The 17,813-nt window shown below is 64.4% G+C and carries 18 protein-coding genes; 1 reads left to right on the forward strand and 17 read right to left on the reverse strand.

Annotated features, from left to right (window positions below; translation table 11 throughout):
- Nucleotides 1-16: 16 nt before the first annotated feature.
- From ACQR0Z_RS09855 to ACQR0Z_RS09875, 5 genes are all read right to left on the reverse strand, one after another.
- Nucleotides 17-766 carry an ABC transporter ATP-binding protein gene (locus ACQR0Z_RS09855; RefSeq protein ID WP_434918464.1) on the reverse strand — a complete coding sequence of 250 codons (750 nt, stop codon included), beginning with the start codon at nt 764-766 and terminating at the stop codon, nt 17-19.
- A gap of 22 nt (nt 767-788) precedes the next feature.
- Entirely contained in the window at nt 789-1,631 is an 843-nt protein-coding gene (locus ACQR0Z_RS09860) for an ABC transporter permease (RefSeq protein ID WP_434918465.1), read from the reverse strand.
- 168 nt (nt 1,632-1,799) lie between these two features.
- Nucleotides 1,800-3,065, reverse strand: coding sequence for a methyltransferase domain-containing protein (locus tag ACQR0Z_RS09865; RefSeq protein WP_434918466.1), 1,266 nt, complete (start codon nt 3,063-3,065; stop codon nt 1,800-1,802).
- Nucleotides 3,066-3,135: 70 nt separating this feature from the next.
- Nucleotides 3,136-3,876, reverse strand: a complete 741-nt coding sequence (locus tag ACQR0Z_RS09870) for an SDR family NAD(P)-dependent oxidoreductase (RefSeq protein ID WP_434918467.1) — start codon at nt 3,874-3,876, stop codon at nt 3,136-3,138.
- Complete coding sequence (locus ACQR0Z_RS09875) at nt 3,873-4,409, reverse strand: WbuC family cupin fold metalloprotein (RefSeq protein ID WP_434918468.1); 537 nt, start codon at nt 4,407-4,409, stop codon at nt 3,873-3,875. Before ACQR0Z_RS09875 ends, ACQR0Z_RS09870 begins: the two co-directional genes overlap by 4 nt.
- 554 nt (nt 4,410-4,963) lie before the next feature.
- Between ACQR0Z_RS09875 and ACQR0Z_RS09880 the strand changes: the two genes are divergently transcribed.
- Nucleotides 4,964-5,932 carry a hypothetical protein gene (locus ACQR0Z_RS09880; RefSeq protein WP_434859491.1) on the forward strand — a complete coding sequence of 323 codons (969 nt, stop codon included), beginning with the start codon at nt 4,964-4,966 and terminating at the stop codon, nt 5,930-5,932.
- Nucleotides 5,933-5,983: 51 nt separating this feature from the next.
- Here the strand turns inward: ACQR0Z_RS09880 and ACQR0Z_RS09885 are convergent, their stop codons facing one another.
- From ACQR0Z_RS09885 to ACQR0Z_RS09940, 12 genes are all read right to left on the reverse strand, one after another.
- Complete coding sequence (locus ACQR0Z_RS09885; protein WP_434918469.1) at nt 5,984-7,300, reverse strand: methyltransferase domain-containing protein; 1,317 nt, start codon at nt 7,298-7,300, stop codon at nt 5,984-5,986.
- A gap of 102 nt (nt 7,301-7,402) precedes the next feature.
- The gene (locus tag ACQR0Z_RS09890) at nt 7,403-8,065 is read right to left on the reverse strand and encodes a class I SAM-dependent methyltransferase (protein WP_012045559.1); all 663 of its coding nucleotides are present in this window, start codon (nt 8,063-8,065) and stop codon (nt 7,403-7,405) included.
- Between the two features lie 27 nt (nt 8,066-8,092).
- Entirely contained in the window at nt 8,093-9,130 is a 1,038-nt protein-coding gene (locus tag ACQR0Z_RS09895; RefSeq protein WP_434918470.1) for a phosphotransferase, read from the reverse strand.
- Nucleotides 9,117-9,731, reverse strand: coding sequence for a hypothetical protein (locus ACQR0Z_RS09900; RefSeq protein WP_434918471.1), 615 nt, complete (start codon nt 9,729-9,731; stop codon nt 9,117-9,119). Before ACQR0Z_RS09900 ends, ACQR0Z_RS09895 begins: the two co-directional genes overlap by 14 nt.
- A 9-nt stretch (nt 9,732-9,740) precedes the next feature.
- Nucleotides 9,741-10,778 carry a zinc-binding dehydrogenase gene (locus ACQR0Z_RS09905; protein WP_006608951.1) on the reverse strand — a complete coding sequence of 346 codons (1,038 nt, stop codon included), beginning with the start codon at nt 10,776-10,778 and terminating at the stop codon, nt 9,741-9,743.
- Between the two features lie 8 nt (nt 10,779-10,786).
- A complete protein-coding gene (locus tag ACQR0Z_RS09910; RefSeq protein WP_434918472.1) occupies nt 10,787-11,710 on the reverse strand; it encodes a transketolase family protein in 924 nt (307 codons plus the stop codon).
- Nucleotides 11,707-12,555, reverse strand: a complete 849-nt coding sequence (locus ACQR0Z_RS09915; RefSeq protein ID WP_434859498.1) for a transketolase — start codon at nt 12,553-12,555, stop codon at nt 11,707-11,709. The genes ACQR0Z_RS09910 and ACQR0Z_RS09915 overlap by 4 nt, the downstream gene beginning before the upstream one ends.
- 42 nt (nt 12,556-12,597) lie before the next feature.
- Entirely contained in the window at nt 12,598-13,596 is a 999-nt protein-coding gene (locus ACQR0Z_RS09920; RefSeq protein ID WP_434859499.1) for an NAD-dependent epimerase/dehydratase family protein, read from the reverse strand.
- A gap of 12 nt (nt 13,597-13,608) precedes the next feature.
- Complete coding sequence (locus ACQR0Z_RS09925) at nt 13,609-14,217, reverse strand: SIS domain-containing protein (protein WP_035640025.1); 609 nt, start codon at nt 14,215-14,217, stop codon at nt 13,609-13,611.
- Nucleotides 14,214-15,152: an NAD-dependent epimerase/dehydratase family protein gene (locus ACQR0Z_RS09930; protein WP_434918473.1), complete on the reverse strand. Its 939-nt coding sequence runs from the start codon at nt 15,150-15,152 to the stop codon at nt 14,214-14,216. The genes ACQR0Z_RS09925 and ACQR0Z_RS09930 overlap by 4 nt, the downstream gene beginning before the upstream one ends.
- Nucleotides 15,153-15,260: 108 nt before the next feature.
- Nucleotides 15,261-15,983 carry a nucleotidyltransferase family protein gene (locus ACQR0Z_RS09935; protein ID WP_434918474.1) on the reverse strand — a complete coding sequence of 241 codons (723 nt, stop codon included), beginning with the start codon at nt 15,981-15,983 and terminating at the stop codon, nt 15,261-15,263.
- 9 nt (nt 15,984-15,992) lie between these two features.
- Nucleotides 15,993-17,498 (reverse strand): PfkB family carbohydrate kinase, encoded by a 1,506-nt coding sequence (locus ACQR0Z_RS09940; protein ID WP_434859501.1) that lies wholly within the window; start codon nt 17,496-17,498, stop codon nt 15,993-15,995.
- Between the last annotated feature and the right edge of the window lie 315 nt (nt 17,499-17,813).

The following is a 17,813-nucleotide window of genomic DNA, read 5'->3' on the forward strand; positions in this document are numbered from 1 at the left end:
TCTCGAGTTCGCCCGCTCAAGCCGGAGGCAGCTCTTTCACGACGTCATCGAGAGCGCCGAACGCCCGCACGCGCCCGCCCTCGAGATAGAGCCCGAGGTTGCAGGTCTCCCGCAGCAGGCCCAGATCGTGCGAGGCCAGCACCACGATTCCCGAGCGCCCTGTGATCTCTTGCAGCCGGTCGTGCGTCTTCTTGCGGAAATGAGCGTCGCCGACCGCGATCCACTCGTCCATCAGGATGATGTCGCCATGGATCGAGGCTGCGATCGAGAACACCAGGCGCAGCAGCATGCCCGACGAATAGGTCCGGATCGGCAGCTCGAGATAGTCGCCGAGCTCGGCGAATTCGGCGATCTCCGGCACGCGCTGCTCGATCTCCTCGGGGGAGAGGCCCAGGATGAGGCCGCGGGTGCGGATGTTCTCGTAGCCCGAGGCTTCCTCATCCATGCCGAGGCCGATGTCGAACATCGGCACATTGCGTCCGACGACGCGCAGCGAGCCGCGTGTCGGCTCGTAAATTCCGGCGAGCACGCGGATCAGCGTGGTCTTGCCGGCGCCATTGTGTCCGACGAGGCCGAGCCGGTCGCCCTGCTTCAAGGTGAAGCTGATGTCGTCGAGCGCCTGGACGAATTGGAACGAGCCTTGGCCGCGGGAGACCTGGCCGCCGACGCGCGAGGCCGCCTTGATGGCCAGATGCCGAAACGACCGCGCGTTCGGCGGCGCGACCGGGAATTCGATGCCGATTTGCTTGGCTTCAATCAGAGGCATGAGGGATCTCGAATGGCCTTCATCAGGCCCAGTAGACGACGCGCGAGCGGTAGCGCGTGTAGATATAGACCATGGCGGCGGTCAGCACGGCGACAACGCCGATGGCGCCGGCCCAGGTGGCGAGGTTGGGAACGTTGCCCATGAGCGGGCCGCGCGTGATGGAGAGAAGATAGGCGATCGGGTTGAGCGTGACGGCCCACTCGCCGCCACGGATATGCGACGGCTCCCAGATGATCGGCGAGATGAAGAACAGGAGCTGCAGCACGGCGGCCATGACGGGGGGCACGTCGCGATAGCGCACGCAGATCATCGAGACGATGATCGAGGCGCTGACGACGAAGACATAGACGATCATGAGGCCGACCAGCGCCAACACGCTGCCAAAACCGATCGACCAGGGATAGACGAGCCAGATGAACGGGATCACGGCGATGTTGTGCAGGAAGATGATCAGATTGCGCTGAACCATCCGCATGATGTGGATCAGGATCGGCATGTCGACCGCTTTGATCATGCCTCCCGCATTGATCATCGTGTAGCAGGACTCGCTGAGCGACGAGGAGATGAAATTCCAGATCGTCATGCTGACCATGAAGTGGGGCAGGTAGGTCTTCATGTCCGCGCCGAGGAACCGGCCGGCGACCGTTCCCATGATCAGGGCCGTGATCGCATTGGTGGCGGTGATCCACCATGGTCCGAGCATGGTGCGGCGGTATTTTGAGCGGATATCGCCGGCGGCCAGGGCGCGCCAGGTGACGTGACGGGTGATGAACGGGGCGATGTCCTCGCGGCAGCGCGCCCAGGAGAAGCGACGCTTATCCGCAACCACGAACCGCTCGACCTGTCCATCGGTCAGGGTGGTCATTCCCGCTACCTCGCATGTGCCGTAAGTGTCTGGCCTGTCAGCCGAAACCGTTCGGGATCCGGCGCGGCAGCGACGGATCGTCAGCGCTTGCTGGACCATGTTACGCGGGGGCTGTCAACCGGGCAGCCCCGGGGCCATCAGGGGGGCGTGGAGATCCGCCCCGTGGGCTCAGAGTGTCGCCGTGCCGGCCGCAGCGACGATGCGAGGCTCGGGGAGCGGCACCAGGAAGCGGCCGCCGGCCTCGAGATACGCCTGGTTCCGTTTGAGGATCGGATCGGCATAGATCCAGGCGAGAATCACCACCAGGTCCGGCTTGCGCGTCGCGAGTTCGCTGGAGGGCAGCACCGGAATGTGGGCGCCCGGGCTGAAGCGGCCGTGCTTGAGCTGGTTGTCGTCGACGATGAACTTGATCCGGTTCTCCAGCTCGAAATGGTAGAGCAGGGTGGTCGTGGTGGTCGAGGCGCCATAGGCGGCGACCAGCTTGCCCTCGGCGATCGCGGTATCGACGGCGGCCAGCACCTTACGCTTGCAGTTTTCGATCGCCACGAACCAGTCGCGGTAGATCTGCGGCTTGGTCACACCGCGCCGCTCCTCCTCGGCGATCAGCTGCGACAGCTCCGCCGAGCGCGGGCGCTTGCCGGTCGATTTCGGCTGCGCGAAGGCCCGGATCGAGCCGCCCTTGGTCCCGGTCCGCTCGACATGGAACAGCGTCATGTCATGGCGATTCAGGAAGGTCTCGAGCGGGATCAGCGCATGATGCGAGACATGCTCGTGATAGATGGTGTCGAACACCATGTTGTCGATCATGTCGACGATGTAGGAGACTTCGAACACGAAGGCGCCGTCGTCGGCCAGCAGCAGCCGGATGCCCTTCACCACATCCGACATGTTGTCGATGTGGGCGAAGACGTTGTTGGCGCAGAACAGCTTGGCTTCGCCCTGTTCGGCCTTGATCCGGGCCGCCAGCGCGCTGGTGAAGAAATCCGGGATCGTCGGAATGCCTTCGCCAGTCGCGGTCGCCGCGATGTCGCGCGCCGGATCGATGCCCTGCACGCGCATGCCCTCGTTCTTGAACGCCTTGAGCAGCGAGCCGTCATTGCTGCCCATCTCCGCGACCAGGCTGCCCGCAGGGATCGCGAGCGTCGACACGACGGATTGGGCGTAGCGCTTGAAATGCTCGACGAGGCCGAGCGACACCGAGGTGCGGTAGGTGTAGTCGCGGAACAGGATGTCGGGATCGACGACGTCGAGATTCTGCAGATGGCCACAGGACAGGCACAGATAGCAGTCGAGCGGATAGAGGTCCTGCTTTTCGTTGAGCCGATCGGCCGTGACGAAGGCGTCCCCGATCGCAGAGGCCCTGATCGGCAGCACGTGATCGAGCGAGGTCGAGCCGCACAGGCGGCAATCGGTCTTGTGCTTGACGTGTTGCATGTACTGGCGATCCTGGGTTGCGGGCCCGCAGAGGCGGGGTGGTCGGCCGAAGAGAGATTTGCGCCGCGTTTTACAGGCCCGCGAAGCTCTTGGCGACCTCTTCTTGCCAGACTGTGGACACTCCGCCATCCAGGAACAGGCTCTGCCCGTTGATGAACGAGGCACGCTCGCTGCACAGGAAATCGAGCGCGTCGGCGCATTCCTCGGCCGTACCGAGACGGCCGAGCGGGACCAGCTTGCGGTAGGTCTCCATCAACCTGTCGTTCTGCTCGTAAAAGATGCGCGATTCGCGCTTCAGATAGGTCAGCGGCATGATCGCGTTGACGCGGATGCCGCGCCGGCCGAGCGTGGCGGCATAGTGGCGGACCATCGCGTTGAGGCCGCCCTTGACGACGTGATAGCCGACCGGCTGCGACGAGCCGACGAATTCGGCGTAGACCGAGCTGACCACGCCGATGGCACGGTCGCCGGCTTCGGCGAAATGGCCGGAAAAGCCCTCGATCAGGTCACGCGAGGCGGTCAGGCCGACCTGGATCTCGCCGGCCCAGGGGTCGCCCTGGCCGCGGAAGCGCTGGCTCAGCACGAGGTAGCGGACCGGACCATTGGCGTCGGCGACGTCGCGCCAGAGGCTGGAAAAGCTGTCGCTCCGCTCAAGATCGGCGGAAAAATGTTTCAGTCCGGGTTGATCGGGAAAATCGGCCGGGCGTTGCCGCGACACCACGCTGACCGCGCATCCGCGGGCCAGAAATCGCTCGACCACCACGCGGCCGAGGCCGCGGGTGCCGCCGACGACAACAGCATGCTCGGTCATGCTGCGGCGTCCTGAAGCGCCGCGACGCGCTTGACGAGATCGGCCTGGTAGGCAGCAGCCTTGGCGGCGTCGCTGTCCTCCGGCGCGAAATCGGCGAACACGCTGGCGCCGGGGCGGAACGGTCCATTGGTGATCTCATGCACGATCAGGAGATCACTGCGAATGATCAGCGTATGGAAGAAGGCGTTCGACATCCGGTAGTAGAACGGACGCGTGCCGCCCGGCGGCCCCAGCTCCACCACCCGTTCGATGCCGCCGTCATCGTTGAACACGACGATGTCGACCTCGCCCTCGATGATGTGGAAAGCTTCGCTTTTTCCGGGATGCTTGTGCGGCCGGATGTAGCTGCTCGCGTCGATCGCGATGATCATCTCGTGCAACTGGTCCTCGCCGTCGGGATGCGTATTGATCCGGGCCCGCTTTTTCGGGCTGGCCTTGACGGCGGCCTTGAGGGTGCTGATCTCGGCCACGCCGACCGAGGCGATGGGACCCTCGGCCAGGAACACCTCGGGAGATTTTTGAACGAGGCTCATGACGCCGTGTCCTTCAGAATGGAGCTCGCGTCCAGATTAGCGCAGACGGAGCGCACTTCACACCGCACACGTGCCAGTTCTCCAGCCACGTGCCTCTCGACGTGGCCGGACCTGGCACCAGGCGGGGAGGGATCCGCTCTTCGGCTATCGGACGATGAGGGTCTAGCATAGGGCGGCGCAGGCAGGATGCAAAACGGTGGCTTTTCCGCAGGCTAGATCATTGGCCGGGGCGCGATGTTCGAGGCGCAAAAGCGCGGCAGCCCCGTCCAGCTCGGTCAATAGCGACTTATCCGCGCACCGCTCCTGATCGAGCTACTGCAGCTGGAAATTCCGCTGGTCAACGAAATGCAACCCGCTATCCTCGGACGCCGTCGTGCACGATGTGGTAGCGATGGTTTCCGGGTGCAACCGCGATTGATAGCCTCGGCTTGATTGATTGTTGCGCGTTGTGCCTCGACGGCTCGTTTCTGACTTGATGATCTTCTCGATCCAAATGGGGCTGCGACACCGCGCTTTTGGGTGCCGCGTCGGTCTAGTGCAGGGAGACTCTGTCGGTGGGTATGAATTTGAACGGCCCGATTTATTTGCAGCGCAAGGGATTTTTGACGCCGCAGCTAAACAAGGTGCTCGATATCGGACCTCAGAACGTGCTGCTCGTGAAGGAGGAGCAGATCCGGGAGTTCATCGAACGCCAGGGCGGGTCGACCATGCCTGGCCCGCAGCTCGACAAAGAGATCCAGCGCCTCGTGTATTTTTCGACCCCGCGTCCCGAAGAGCGAACGACGCTGTTCTCCGAAATCACGGACCTGACCAACATCGAGTACAATTCCGTCGACGTGTGCCCTGGCCTGAAGACGAGGATCCTGGACCTCAATTTCGATACAGTGCCCGGTGACATGATCGATCACTACGACGTCGTCTTCAATTTCGGGACGACCGAGCACATCTTCAACCAGTGGAATTGCTTCGAGTTCGTGCACGATGCGTTGAAGGTCGGTGGCATCGCGTATCACCAATTGCCGGCGAGCGGATATCTCGATCACGGCTATTATTGCTATACACCGCTGTTCTTCCGCGAGATGGCTCAGGCGAACGGCTACATGGTCGAGCACATGGCAGTGACGCCGGCCGGCGAAAGCAGGATCGACGTCATCGGAATCGAATCCATGGGGGGAGATTCGCTGTTGAGCAACACTGCCCCCTTGGGACAGGACAACCGCGTGCCGCAGTTGAACATTCACGTCATTCTGCGGAAGACCAAGCACGCGCCATTCCGGGCATCGCTCGAAATCGCGACAGCGCATTCGCAGGTGAATTCGACGATGTTGGAGCGCTATCAGAACGGCGGCGGCGCGATGCCCGCCGGCAACGTACCCAAACAGAGACTATCTGAACTGCTGGCCGCGGAGCGCGAATTGATTGCGCTCAAGCGATCACGGTCCTGGCACATCACGAAGCCGCTCCGTGACGCGGCAGACCTGGTGCGTCGGGTCCGGAGCGGGAGATGGGAGATGTCAGCCTGATGGCGGGAGCTTGCGGCGCCGCAAGCTCCTGCAAGGCAAGGCCTGAAGCCGTCACCCGAGACCGCCAGTGATGGCATTGTTCAGCGAAGCGTAGACCGAACGGAAAACGACTCCGCGCTCGGCGAGCGGCGCAAGCTTGTCGCGCACCCGTCCTTCGATGTGGGGCGCGACCGCAAATAGGCATGTGCCGATCCGTTGATCCGCGAGCAGGCGCTCTGAACCCACCACGGGGACGCTGAACCCAGGCGGAAAGAAGCCCGCCTTGTCGGGATCGTCGTCGACCGCCAGCGCGATCATGTCGGCGACCCCGAAGGCGTTTGCAAACATGATGGCGTGATGCCCGATGCCGAACAGGGCCAGACCATCCTTGTTGGGGCCGGCGGCTGTCCGCAGCAGCGACTGCAATTGTCCCCGCTGGTCCAGAAATCCCTGACGATAGCTCCGGAACAGCTCCGACGCGCCCCGCATCGGGAGGGGAGGCGCATCCGGCGACGGCGTCAGCACCGCGACCAGCGCGTCTTCGAGCGCGCCGGGATAACGCAGCAGCGTCAGCACCCGGTATCCGCTCGCCTGCGCCAACAGGCGCAAGGTCTCCTCGACGAAATAGCAGCTGTGCTCTTCCCAAAGAAAACAATAGTCGCGCGCAGCCAGAAACTTGCTGCTATCGGGCACCTCGACCAGCAGCAGGCCCTCGGGGCTGAGCAGATGCTTGAGAGCCCGTAAGGCCGCCACGGGCGTCGGACTGTGCTCGACGATGTAGCGGCACGAGACGATGTCGAAGGTGCCGTGCTGTGCCGAGGCAGCCGACAGCCGTTCGTCGTTGAGGATGGTCTGCCAGCTTTCGAGGTACGGATAGCGGCCGGCGGGGGCATCGACGCCGATCGGCAGAGTGCTGGTCTCCAGCCCGCGCGCGCCGAGCCGGGACAGCAGCGGCAGTTCGAAAGGACCGGTCCCGATCGCCCGTTGGGCTTCGGGGCGTAGCGAGAGCAGGCTGGCCGCCAGCGCGTCGAGATGGTCTTCCGGTTCGCGATAGCGAATCCACGCCACGCGCGGCATCAGCAGATCGGCGGAAGCCGTGCTGCGCAACTGCACCAGTTGGCAGAACTCGCATTCGACGATGTCGAGATCGACCCTGCGGTCGACCACGCCATCGTCGCTGAAATCGTTGCAGACCGGCAAATGGCCGAGCGACAGCGGCGACGACCCGATCGGGTGACCGCAAACCCGGCAACACGTCTCGTGGTTCTGATCGGAGCGGGCGTTACTCATCGCGATCGGTTGTCCCGTGATGAACCTGGATTGGTACTCAAACCTGACCCCGAATGACCAGCAGCGAGCGGCGAGGCCGCCCGCGACCTCATGCGACATCGCTCCCCATCATCCGGCGGGAGACCGATGGGAGGGCGGCCCGAGGCAGCCGACGAAACATCCCATCGTCATGACGTCACAGTCGCCGTGCTCGTCTCAAACTCATTCGAAGAAGATGAATTCGTGGTCGCCGGTGTAGCCGGAGCGCTTGAACTCGAAGGCCCATTCCTCGGGGGTGTGGAAGATGCGGCAGGTGAGCTGCCAGTACATCAGGTTCACCTTCTCGCGCTCGTTGCGATAGCCCTCGACGCAGAGATATTTCGCCCCGCGGCTGACGCGCTCCATCTCGCGCAAGGCGGCGTCGAGATCGTAGTTGTAGAGGTTGTGCAGCGTGTTGATCGAGATGACGAGGTCGAAATACTTGTCCGGGTAGGGCAGCTTTGCCGCCGAGCCGACCTGGCAGAACGGCTTCACGCTCTCCATCGTGTGCTCGACGCCGTAGGAGGAGATGTCGATGCCGGCCACCTCGAGGTCCGGAATCGCCTCGCGGAAATCGTGGAGAATGAAACCCTTGCCGGAGCCGACGTCGAGCACGCGCATGCCCGGCTTGATGCCGTAGGTCTCGATCATCGCGTCGGCGACCTTGCGCCAGCGGCCGTCATATTTGTAGCCGCCATAACCGGTCTCGCGGCTGCCGTCCCAATAGTCGTAGTCGAACTTGATCGCCATTTCCGCGACATCGGCCTTGTCGCGCTGGGTGACGCGCGCGAGATAGTCGCGCTTGGTCGATTTGTGGACGAGACTGACGAACTCGCGATAGGCCATGAAGATCTCCAGGCGTGGGATTATCGGTTAGTCGGAAGTGGCGCCGATCAGGCCGAGCTGCGCTTCGGCCTTGGCGAGCTGCGCGGCGCAGCGCTGCGCCCAGGCGCCGGTGTCGGCGAAGGCGCGCCTCGTGGCGCCGAGCGGCAGGAAGTCGTTCAGGATGATGCAGGTCCATTTGACCTGGTAGGCGTCGATCAACAGCCGGCAGCGCGCCACGCTGGCGGCGTCGAGCGCGAGGCCCTCGGTCAGCCGGTCGATGAAGTGCTCGTGCACCGCGAGCGGCACCGGCACCTCCGGCTGGCAGAAGAAGTCGGAGACCAGCTTGGCCGGATCATCGCGGCCGGCATATTCGAAGTCGAGGAAGCTCAGCTTGCCCTGATCGTCGATCAGCGCATTGTGGAAGCCGAAATCGGACGGCGACAGGCAGACCTGATCGGCGGGGATGGCGGCCTCGAAGGCAAGCCCTTCAGCCGCAGCGCCGCGCAAAATGTTGGCCTTCACGTCGGCCCATTCCGGCTGCAGCCGCTCCGCCACGAACTGCCGGGCCGCGGCGACATGCGGCACGTCGGCATCGAGCGTCGCCAGCCGCGCCACCCGGCGCTCGACAGTGGCGAGATGCTCGGCGAGCGAGAAGCAGGCTTCCGATCCCGGTGCCAGCGCGGGGCGGGGCGGGGCATTCACCGCCAGCACGAAGTCGATCGCCGCATCGACGTGAGCCGGCGCCAGTTCGAGCGCGGTCAGCTTGCGTCCGTCGACGAAGCTGTAGAGGCCGGCCTGCTCGGCCCGGTCGCAGGCCAGCGGCTCCGGCACGACGCGGACGCCGTTCGACCAGGCATGGCTGATGAAGCTCCATTCGGCGCCGAGACGGTCGCGGGTGTCGCGGGCATCGGTGAAGTAGCGCTTGAGGACGAACGGGCCATCTTCAGTATCGAGACGGAAGACCTGGTTGTTGCGGCCGCCGGCGAGCCGGGTCAGCGCCGTCGGGCTGGCCTTGCCGGCCTGCGCGGCGAGGCGCTGTGCCAGCGCCAGCAGAGCGGCATCGGCGCTGGCCTCAGCCGCGGTCACGGATATCCGCCGCGATCTCGGGCCACGACGCCCGGCGCTCGTAAGGCACGGCCTTGGCGGCGAACTGGTTCTCCGGGTCGAACAGCACCTTGCGCATGCCCTCAGGGAAGCCGCTCATCCCCAGGATCTCCGGCAGATCGTCGACGAAGACCTCGCAGCCCAACGCATGGGCGCGCGCGACCTTCTCGTCCTTGGTCAGCTCGAAGAACACCCGGTCCGGCGCGATCTGGCTGGGCGCTGTGCCCATCAGCCCTCGATCGGTCAGGAAGCCGCGCGCGGCGGCATGCATGTCGTGCTTCGGCCCGAGAATGGGGTGCTTGGTCTTATGGCTGACGATGAACAGGTCGTGGCCGGCAGCACGGGCCGCCGTGACGAACTCGGCGAACCCAGGATAGGGCGACACCAGGTCCATGCGGGCACCGTAGACATAGCCCTGCAACTCCGTGAAATCGTCCTTGCGCCCCGAGCCGTTGAGATGGTCGCGGACGCTGTTCTTGTCGCGGCCGAGGTCGGCCGGGATCAGGCCGCGCTCCAGCGCGGCCGCATGAAACACGCCGTCATAGCAGGCGATCGTGTTGTCGAAGTCGATCCCGATCCGCATGGCCAGAACTTAAGCCAGCGACATGTCGATCAGCGGACGGCCGACCTTGCCGGCGGCGAGATCCTGCAGCGCCTGGTCGGCCTGGGCGAGGCTGTAGGGCTTCGACAGGAGATCCCGCACCGGGAAGCGGCCGGAGCTCAAGAGCCGGCCGTAGCGCCCGTAATCGCGATCCGGCACGCTGTCGCCGCCCCAGGTGCCGAGCAGGCTCTTGCCCTGGTTGAAGACGCCGGGGTTCAACGTCAGCGCCGCGCCATGCTTGGCATTGCCGATGACGACCGCGCGGCCGCCCTGCTGCCGTGTGGCGTTGACGGCCTGATCCATCACGCCGGGGATGCCGGAGGATTCGACCGCGAGATCAACGCCCTGCGGCACGATCTTCTTGATCTCGGCCAGCACGTCGGAGGCCGCATCGATCACATGCGTCGCGCCGTAGATCTGTGCCAGCGCGCGGCGCGTCGGGTTCGGGTCGATACCGATCACCGGCATCGCGCCGGCGAGCGCCGCGGCCATCAGCGCGTTGAGGCCGATGCCGCCGGTGCCGAACACGGCGACGGCGTCGCCGGGCTGCACCTTCAGCACGTTGTACACCGCGCCCATGCCGGTCGGCGCGGCGCAGCCGAGCAGCACCGCGACATCCATCGGCAGGTCCGGCGGCAGCAGGGTCAGGCGGTTCTCGCTGACGACCGAATGGCGTTGGAAGGTGGTGACGCCGCCGGCGTTGACCTTCTTGCCGTCCCAGTCATAGACCGCGCCGCCGGCCTCGATGCCGGTGCCCTTGATCCAGGACAGCACGACCTTGTCGCCGACCTTGACCTTGGTGACGGCGCTGCCGGTCTCGATGACCGTGCCGGTGCCCTCATGGCCGAGGCAATGCGGCACCCATTTGTCCTCGCCCTTGTCGCCGCGCCACTCCATCACCTGCGTGCCGCAGGCGCCGGAATAGGCGATCTCGACCAGCACCTGGCCCGGCTTCAGGGCAGGGGTCTCGATCTCGGCGAGCACGAGCGGCTGGCCGGTCTGGACCAGGAGGGCAGCTTGGGTCTTCATGTGATGTCTCAGCTCAAGGCGTGGATGATCTTGTCCGCGATCTGGTGGCCGGTCAGGCCGAGCACCTCGCGGGCATATTCCTGTTCACCGGATTTCTTGAAGAAGGCATCCGGCGTGCCGAAGCGCAGGAATTTATTCGCCTGCGTCTCGCTGTCGACGAGCCACTCGGAGACGGCCGCGCCGAAGCCGCCGATCAGCGAATGCTCCTCGATGGTCGCGACCAGCTTGAAGCGGCTGAACGCCTGCTTGAGCTTGTCCTCATCCAGCGGCTTCACGGTGTGGAAGCTGACGACCTCGGCGGAGATGCCCTTTTCCTTCAACTTATGTGCGGCTTCAATGGCTTCCGGCAGCATGTTGCCGGTCGAGAGCAGGCACACATCGCTGCCTTCTTCGATCGTGATCGCCTTGCCGATCTTGAAATCCGCGATCGGGCCCTTGTGAACGACCGGCTCACCCTTCTTGCCCATGCGGATGTAGACCGGGCGGTCCTGCTGCATCGCCGCGCGCAGCGCGCCGCGGACCTCGAAGGCGTCGCCCGGGCAGATCACGACCATGTTCGGGATCGAGCGCAGGAACGAGATGTCCTCGCAGGCGTGATGGGTCGGGCCGAGGCCGGAATAGGCGAGGCCGGCGCCGACGGCGACGATGGTCACCGGCGCCTCGTGATAGCAGACGTCGGTGCGGATCTGCTCCAGGCAGCGCGTCGTCACGAACGGCGTGATCGTATAGGCGACCGGGCGCAGGCCGTTCATGGCCATGCCGGCGGCGACGCCCATCATGTTGGCTTCGGCGACGCCGCAGTTGAAGAAGCGGCTGGGGTGCTTGTCCTTGAACTTGTCGAACAGGCGGTTGCCGATGTCGCCCGACAGCATCACGACGCGGGGGTCGTCATTGCCGAGCTTGGTCAGTTCGTCCGCGAACGCGTTTCTCATGACAGGCCGAGCTCCTTGAACGACTTGACGACTTCCTCAGCGGTGGGGGCGCGGTAATGCCAGTTGTTGTCGTCTTCCATGAACGACACGCCCTTGCCCTTCACGGTGTGGGCGATCAGCGCCACCGGCTTGCCCGAGCCGTTCGGGATGTTCTGCATGGCCTCCGCCAGCGCGCCGACGTCATGGCCGTCGATTTCATGCGCGTCCCAGCCGAAGGCGGCCCATTTGTCGCGCAGCGGCGCCAGCATCAGGGTCTCGTTGGAGCGCGCGGTCGCCTGCCACTTGTTGTAGTCGACGACGACGCAGACATTCTCGAGCTTCTGGGCGGCGGCGAACATCGCGGCCTCCCACACCGAGCCTTCGTTGTTCTCCCCGTCGGAGAGCAGGGCGAATACGCGGTAGTTCTCGCCCTTGATGCGTCCCGCCAGCGCCATGCCGCAGCCGAGTGGCAGGCCGTGACCGAGCGAGCCGGTGGCGGCTTCGACGCCAGGCAAGAGGTTCGCCGGCGGATGCTCGGCGAGCCGGCCGCCGTCCTGGCAGTAAGTGTCGAGCTCCTCGAGTGGGAAGTAGCCTTTCATGGCGAGGGTCGCGAACAGCGCTGCGGCGGCGTGGCCCTTGGACAGGATGAAGCGGTCGCGCAGCGGATCGGTCGGATTCTTCGGATCGATGTTCAGGACGTGCCAATAGGCGGCGGTCATCGCATCGGCGCAGGACAGCGACGACGCCAGATGCGCGGCCTGGGCCTTGTGCGACATCTCGATGATCTTGCCGCGCAGCTTGGCGGCCTGCGCCTTCAGGGCGGCCACGTCGGGCTTGGCCGCGGTGTTCCGGACTGCCACGTTCATCGTGCTCTCCAGTCGCGCCCCACGGGGAGGCGCAGGAATAAATCAGGGTTTATGCTCGTACTTGGTCGGCAGCTTGGCCATCACATCCTCGAAGCGTCGCGCCCAGGCGATGACGTCGTCGATGCCCTGTTCCAGCGAGAAGGTGTCGCGCCAGCCGAGCTCGGTGCGCAGCTTGAAGCTGTCGAGCGTGTAGGCGGTGTCCTTGCCGGGCCGCTCCGGTCCGATCTCGACGCAGTCCTCAAAGTTCTTGCCGAGCCGGGCGAGGATCATCTCGACCAAAGTGCGGATCGACACCAACTCGTAGCCGGAGATGTGATAGGTCTCGCCGAGCTTTCCGCTGCGGCCGATCTTCACCGTCGCGTCCGACACGTCGGTCATGTGGATGAACACGCGCACCGACTTGCCGCCGCCGTCGAGGCGCAGCTTCTGCCCGGTCATGGCCGCGACGATGGTCCGCGGCACGATGCGGTAGAGCTGCTGGCCCGGGCCATAGACATTGGCCGCACGGGTGAACACGACCGGGAATTGGTAGTTGGCGAAATAGGTACGCAGGCTCATGTCGCCGGCCGCGCGCGACACCGCATAGGGCGTCGACGGGTTGAACGGCGCATCCTCGCGCACCCAGCCCTCGGTCGAGCCGTAGACTTCCGGCGTCGTGACGTGGACGTAGCGATCGAGGCCGTCATAGTTGCGCAGGATGTCGTGCAGGCGGACGGCGGAGACGACGTTGGTCATCATCCAATGGTCCGGGTACAGCCAGCTCTCGCCGACCATGCTCTGCGCGGCAAAGTTCACGACATGGGTTGGCCGCTCGGCTTTGAGCAGCGCCTTCAGCGCCTCGAGATCGTGGTTGAGGTCGACGCGCTGGAAGCGGACCTTGCCGGGACGCTTCTGCCACTTGTAGGGCAGGAACGCGTCATGCGGCTCGTCGGAGCGGCTGGTGGCGATCACGTCGTGACCGGCCGCGGCCAGGAAGTCGACAAAGGTTGCGCCCGAGAAGGAGTTCGAGCCGAGGATCAGGTACTTTTCGTTCGCAGCCATCGTCTCTGTCCGTCAGACCTCGCGCGTCGTGATGATGTCGCCACGCTGGGCATACAGCCACTGCATGATCATGTGGCCGATCACCATCTGCGCGTCCTCGGCGATCTGCATGTCGTCGACGGCGAAATGGATCGGCACGTCGGCCAGCGCCTTGGCCTTGCCGCCGGTGAAGCCGAGCACGGCATAGGAGGTCATGCCGATCTTCTTGCCCTCTTCGAGCGCCTTCAGGATGTTCGGCGAATTGCCGGAGCCGGAGAAGGTGATCAGCACATCGCCTTTGCGCGCGAGCACCGCGAGCTGCAGCGAGAACACCTGGTCGTAGCCTTCGTCATTGGCGAGGCAGGTGATCACCGAGGGATTCGACGACAGCGAATGCACGCGGAGGCCGGAGCCCGGCGTCTTCGACAGCGCGTAGAGGAAGTCGTTGGCGAGGTGGTTGGCGTTGCCGCCGCTGCCGCCATTGCCGCAGAAGAACACCTGCCGGCCGGTCTGCCAGCAGTCACGCAGGTCATAGGCGAGCTTCTCGACCGGTGCCCAGTCGAAATCCTTCAGCACGGTGCTGAAGCGGCTTGTGTAGTCGGCGAACAGGCTGCCGGGGGTCTTGAAGGCCAGGACGTTCATTTCACGACCTCCTTCTCCATCCATTTCAGATTGTACCAGCGGTCGTCGTTCTTGAGCTGGCCTTGCGAGTACATGCCGATGATCTCCTTGATCGCGTCCTCCACCGTCTTCTTCGGACGGAAGCCGGTCGCGAGCAGGCGATCGGAGTTGACGCGATAGCTGCGCGGATCGTTCGAGGGCGTCACGATGACCTCGGCCGGCACGTGCTTGGTGACCATGTTGGCGATGTCGAGGATCGAGATGTTCTCGAAGCCGGCATTGTAGACGCCGGTGTGCTCGGGATGATCGAGCAGGAAGAGATAGAGGTCGGTGATGTCGTCGATGTGGATGTTCGGCCGGGTCTGGTCGCCGCCGAACACCGTGATGCGGCCGTTCATCAGTGCCTGCATCGTCAGCATGTTGACGGAGACGTCGAGGCGCTGGCGCGGGGAGTAGCCGCAGACGGTGGCGGGGCGCACGATCTGCACCACCATGTCGTCCTTGTAGGACAGCACGATGCGCTCGCCGCACATCTTGGTCTTGTTGTACTCCGAGATCGGCAGCAGCTCGAGATCCTCGGTGACCTGCTCCTCTTCCTTCACGCCGTAGACGCTGCCAGAGGACGCGTAGATGAAGCGCTTGATGCCGTGGCGGTAGGCGCGATCGGAGAGCTGCATCGTGGCGAGGCAGGAGATCTCCCAGGTCAGCTTCGGATCGAGATCGCCGCAGGGGTCATTGGCGACGCTGGAGAGATGGATGATGGCGTCCACGCCGGTCAGGTCGATCGCGTCGGGATTGCGCACGTCCCCCTGAACGACGGTGAGATCCGGATGCGGCTCGAGGAAGTTGCCGAACCACATGATGTCGAACGCAACGACCTTGTGGCCGGCCTTCAACAGCTTCGGCACGAGCACGCTGCCCTTGTAGCCGCACGCTCCGGTCACGAATACTTTCATCTGAGCAATCCCCGTGGCTCGCCTGTCGTCTCGCCGGCTGGCGCGTCGCGCGCACCTTTATACAAATTGGCTGGGGAAGGCGACCGGCCCGGCGGCAATAGCCGCCCGTCAAACGTCCCCGCCACGGCGCGGTTCGTGATTAAACTCCAAATGAGCCCGGCGCAAGCTTTCCGGGTTGCCGATATCCCGATGATAACCGCTGGTTTCCACGCACAAAATGCGTCCCAAATAGTTGGGGATGATTTCGGTGGAGAGGTCGACGACCGGCTTTCCGAGCGCCGCGATGTCGGCGATCACGCCGGGTTCGAACACGTAGACCGCGCCATTGGCGAGGTTCCCGGGCGGATTCTTGACCTTCTCGTGGAAGGCGATCACACGGCGCTGATCATCCAGTTCGAGAATCCCGCACGAGCTTGGATCGTCGGTCCGGAACGCGAGCATCGTCATGATGCAGCCGGACGGCCGCCCGTGATGAGCGGCGAGCACCCCCTTGACGTCGAAATCCGTCAAATTGTCCGCATGGGCGACCATGAACGGCTGGTCGCCGAACCAGGCGCGGTTGGCCAGCACGGTGCCGCCGGTGCCGAGCAGTTCATCTTCGTGAACGAGATCGATCCGGTCGCGCCAGCGCGACTGCGCGACATGGGCCCGGACCTGCTCGGCCAGCCAATACGTGTTGAGCAGCGCCCGCTCGACGCCGCCTTCGAACACGAGGTCGAGCCAGTAGTCCAGCAGGGGCCGGTCGTGCACACGCACCAGGCATTTCGGCGTCGTGTTGGTCAGCGGACGCAGCCGGCTTCCGATCCCGGCCGCGAGCAGAAGGGCACGCATGACGACATCCTACTCGTGGCTGAAGCCGGTTTCGTCGATTTCCTTGACCAGTTCCGCTGTCGTGAGCGGCAGGTTGCCGACGCGGGAGACCTGCAGCGCCGCGGCCAGCGAGCCGAGATAGGATGCTCGCCAGATATCGGCGCCCGCGCGCAGGCCCATCGAGCAGGCCATGAAGAAGCTGTCGCCGGCGCCGGAGACGTCCTTCGGCGACGGGTTGAACGCGGGCAGACGGTCGGAGGTGAAGGCGCCTTCGGCCATGGTGTTGATCAGCGCGCCCTCAGCGCCCAGCGTGATCACCAGGTTCTTGGTGCGTGCCCGCTCGACCAGCCGCTCGCTGATGACGGCGAGGCCGGAGATGAAGTCGTTCAGCGCGACGCGCGCCTCGCGCTCGGTCGGCGTCAGCAAGGTCATGCCCTTGAACCGGGAGACGTCGCCGGTCTGCGACGAGACCTGGCTGTCGGCGGCCATCATGACGCCTCTGGAGCGCGCGAGATCGGCGATCGCATCCACCAGATCCTGCGGCAGGCAGCCGTAATTGAAGCAGGAAAACAGCAGCAGATCGCAGGTCTTCAGGGCGCGTTCGACCGAGGTCAGCATCTGCCGCTGCAGATCGGCATCCGCGGCGTGCTGGCGCAGATGATTGACGCGCAGCAGCGTCTTGTTCAGCGCGCGAAAGCGCTGCTTGCGCGTCGTCGGCCGGGTCTGGTCGGCGAATGCGTTGAAATTCACGCCGTGCTGCTCAAGCGTGCTGCGAGCGAAGCGCGCCGCATCATCGTCCCCGACCAGGGTGAAGAAGCTCACATCCGCGCCGAGCCCATGGGCGTGAGCCGCCACGGCGCCGGCCCCGCCCACGAAGGTTCGGGTCATCAATGGCGTCACGACGATGGTCGGATCCTCCTGCGACATGCCGACGGCGTCGCAGGTGACATATTCGTCGACGATCAGATCGCCGATCACGGCCACCCGCATGCCCGAGAGCTTGCGCAGCAGGTCCTTCAGGCTCGAGATCTCGAAACCATGGCGTTTCGGAAACTCGAGCGGCTTGCGGACGGTGGAGATGTCGATGTTGGCGTCGCGTTCCAGCAGCGACAGCGAGGCGAAGCGCAGTTCACCGGAGGAGAAGATCAGTCGGCCGCCATAGGCGTCCACAGCCTCCTGTTCCGGGTTGGTCCGGTCCTCGAACTCCTTGCCCTTGACGACGATCGTCGGTTTCAGCTGCCCGATGAAGTCGGACGCGGAGGTCTCCAAACGCACGGCATGGTGCACAAACGAGATGGAGCGCACGTTGTCCAGCCGCATGTCCTGCGCCAGGGTCACGCCGGGCGTCGAGTCCGGATTGACGCCGACGACGAGCACATCGGCCTGCTCGGCCGCGAACTTCAGAAGCCGTAGATGTCCGGGGTGCACGACGTTGAAGTTGCCTGACACGAAGGCAATCGTCTGACCGGGCTCGCAGGAAGCGCGAATTGTCTGACAGACCAGATCCATCTGCGTCATTTCGATAACCTGATCCAAGGGCTTCGACTCCGGCTCATCTGTCCTGAATGGGCCTCGCTGCCGGCTGCGTATGCGAATCGCCGATGCAACGGCCAGGATCCGGGTGATCGTAGCGGCGAAGGTCCAACTTCAGCACGCCTCGTCGACGTTGATTCTATTGCGAAAAGTCGAAGCATTCTCATGATCGGTGACGAGAGGCGCGAGGCATCCAGGCGTTGTGCACCCCTCTTTAACAGGTGTGCGCAGCAGCACAAACCCCTGCACGGCCTGTTGTTGAATTCTCGGACGATGAAGTTGCGATCATCGCGCAGATCTCAGGGTGACGGATGTCGG

Origin of the sequence: Bradyrhizobium sp. HKCCYLS3077 (assembly GCF_051167555.1) — a bacterium.
In the GTDB taxonomy this organism is placed as follows: domain Bacteria; phylum Pseudomonadota; class Alphaproteobacteria; order Rhizobiales; family Xanthobacteraceae; genus Bradyrhizobium.

What these genes read in the sequence shown, in the direction of transcription:
- ACQR0Z_RS09855 (WP_434918464.1), bottom strand. Translation starts at nt 766, where the DNA reads ATGCCTCTGATTGAAGCCAAGCAAATCGGCATCGAATTCCCGGTCGCG.
- ACQR0Z_RS09860 (WP_434918465.1), bottom strand. Translation starts at nt 1,631, where the DNA reads ATGACCACCCTGACCGATGGACAGGTCGAGCGGTTCGTGGTTGCGGAT.
- ACQR0Z_RS09865 (WP_434918466.1), bottom strand. Translation starts at nt 3,065, where the DNA reads ATGCAACACGTCAAGCACAAGACCGATTGCCGCCTGTGCGGCTCGACC.
- ACQR0Z_RS09870 (WP_434918467.1), bottom strand. Translation starts at nt 3,876, where the DNA reads ATGACCGAGCATGCTGTTGTCGTCGGCGGCACCCGCGGCCTCGGCCGC.
- ACQR0Z_RS09875 (WP_434918468.1), bottom strand. Translation starts at nt 4,409, where the DNA reads ATGAGCCTCGTTCAAAAATCTCCCGAGGTGTTCCTGGCCGAGGGTCCC.
- ACQR0Z_RS09885 (WP_434918469.1), bottom strand. Translation starts at nt 7,300, where the DNA reads ATGTCGCATGAGGTCGCGGGCGGCCTCGCCGCTCGCTGCTGGTCATTC.
- ACQR0Z_RS09890 (WP_012045559.1), bottom strand. Translation starts at nt 8,065, where the DNA reads ATGGCCTATCGCGAGTTCGTCAGTCTCGTCCACAAATCGACCAAGCGC.
- ACQR0Z_RS09900 (WP_434918471.1), bottom strand. Translation starts at nt 9,731, where the DNA reads ATGCGGATCGGGATCGACTTCGACAACACGATCGCCTGCTATGACGGC.
- ACQR0Z_RS09905 (WP_006608951.1), bottom strand. Translation starts at nt 10,778, where the DNA reads ATGAAGACCCAAGCTGCCCTCCTGGTCCAGACCGGCCAGCCGCTCGTG.
- ACQR0Z_RS09910 (WP_434918472.1), bottom strand. Translation starts at nt 11,710, where the DNA reads ATGAGAAACGCGTTCGCGGACGAACTGACCAAGCTCGGCAATGACGAC.
- ACQR0Z_RS09915 (WP_434859498.1), bottom strand. Translation starts at nt 12,555, where the DNA reads ATGAACGTGGCAGTCCGGAACACCGCGGCCAAGCCCGACGTGGCCGCC.
- ACQR0Z_RS09920 (WP_434859499.1), bottom strand. Translation starts at nt 13,596, where the DNA reads ATGGCTGCGAACGAAAAGTACCTGATCCTCGGCTCGAACTCCTTCTCG.
- ACQR0Z_RS09925 (WP_035640025.1), bottom strand. Translation starts at nt 14,217, where the DNA reads ATGAACGTCCTGGCCTTCAAGACCCCCGGCAGCCTGTTCGCCGACTAC.
- ACQR0Z_RS09930 (WP_434918473.1), bottom strand. Translation starts at nt 15,152, where the DNA reads ATGAAAGTATTCGTGACCGGAGCGTGCGGCTACAAGGGCAGCGTGCTC.
- ACQR0Z_RS09935 (WP_434918474.1), bottom strand. Translation starts at nt 15,983, where the DNA reads ATGCGTGCCCTTCTGCTCGCGGCCGGGATCGGAAGCCGGCTGCGTCCG.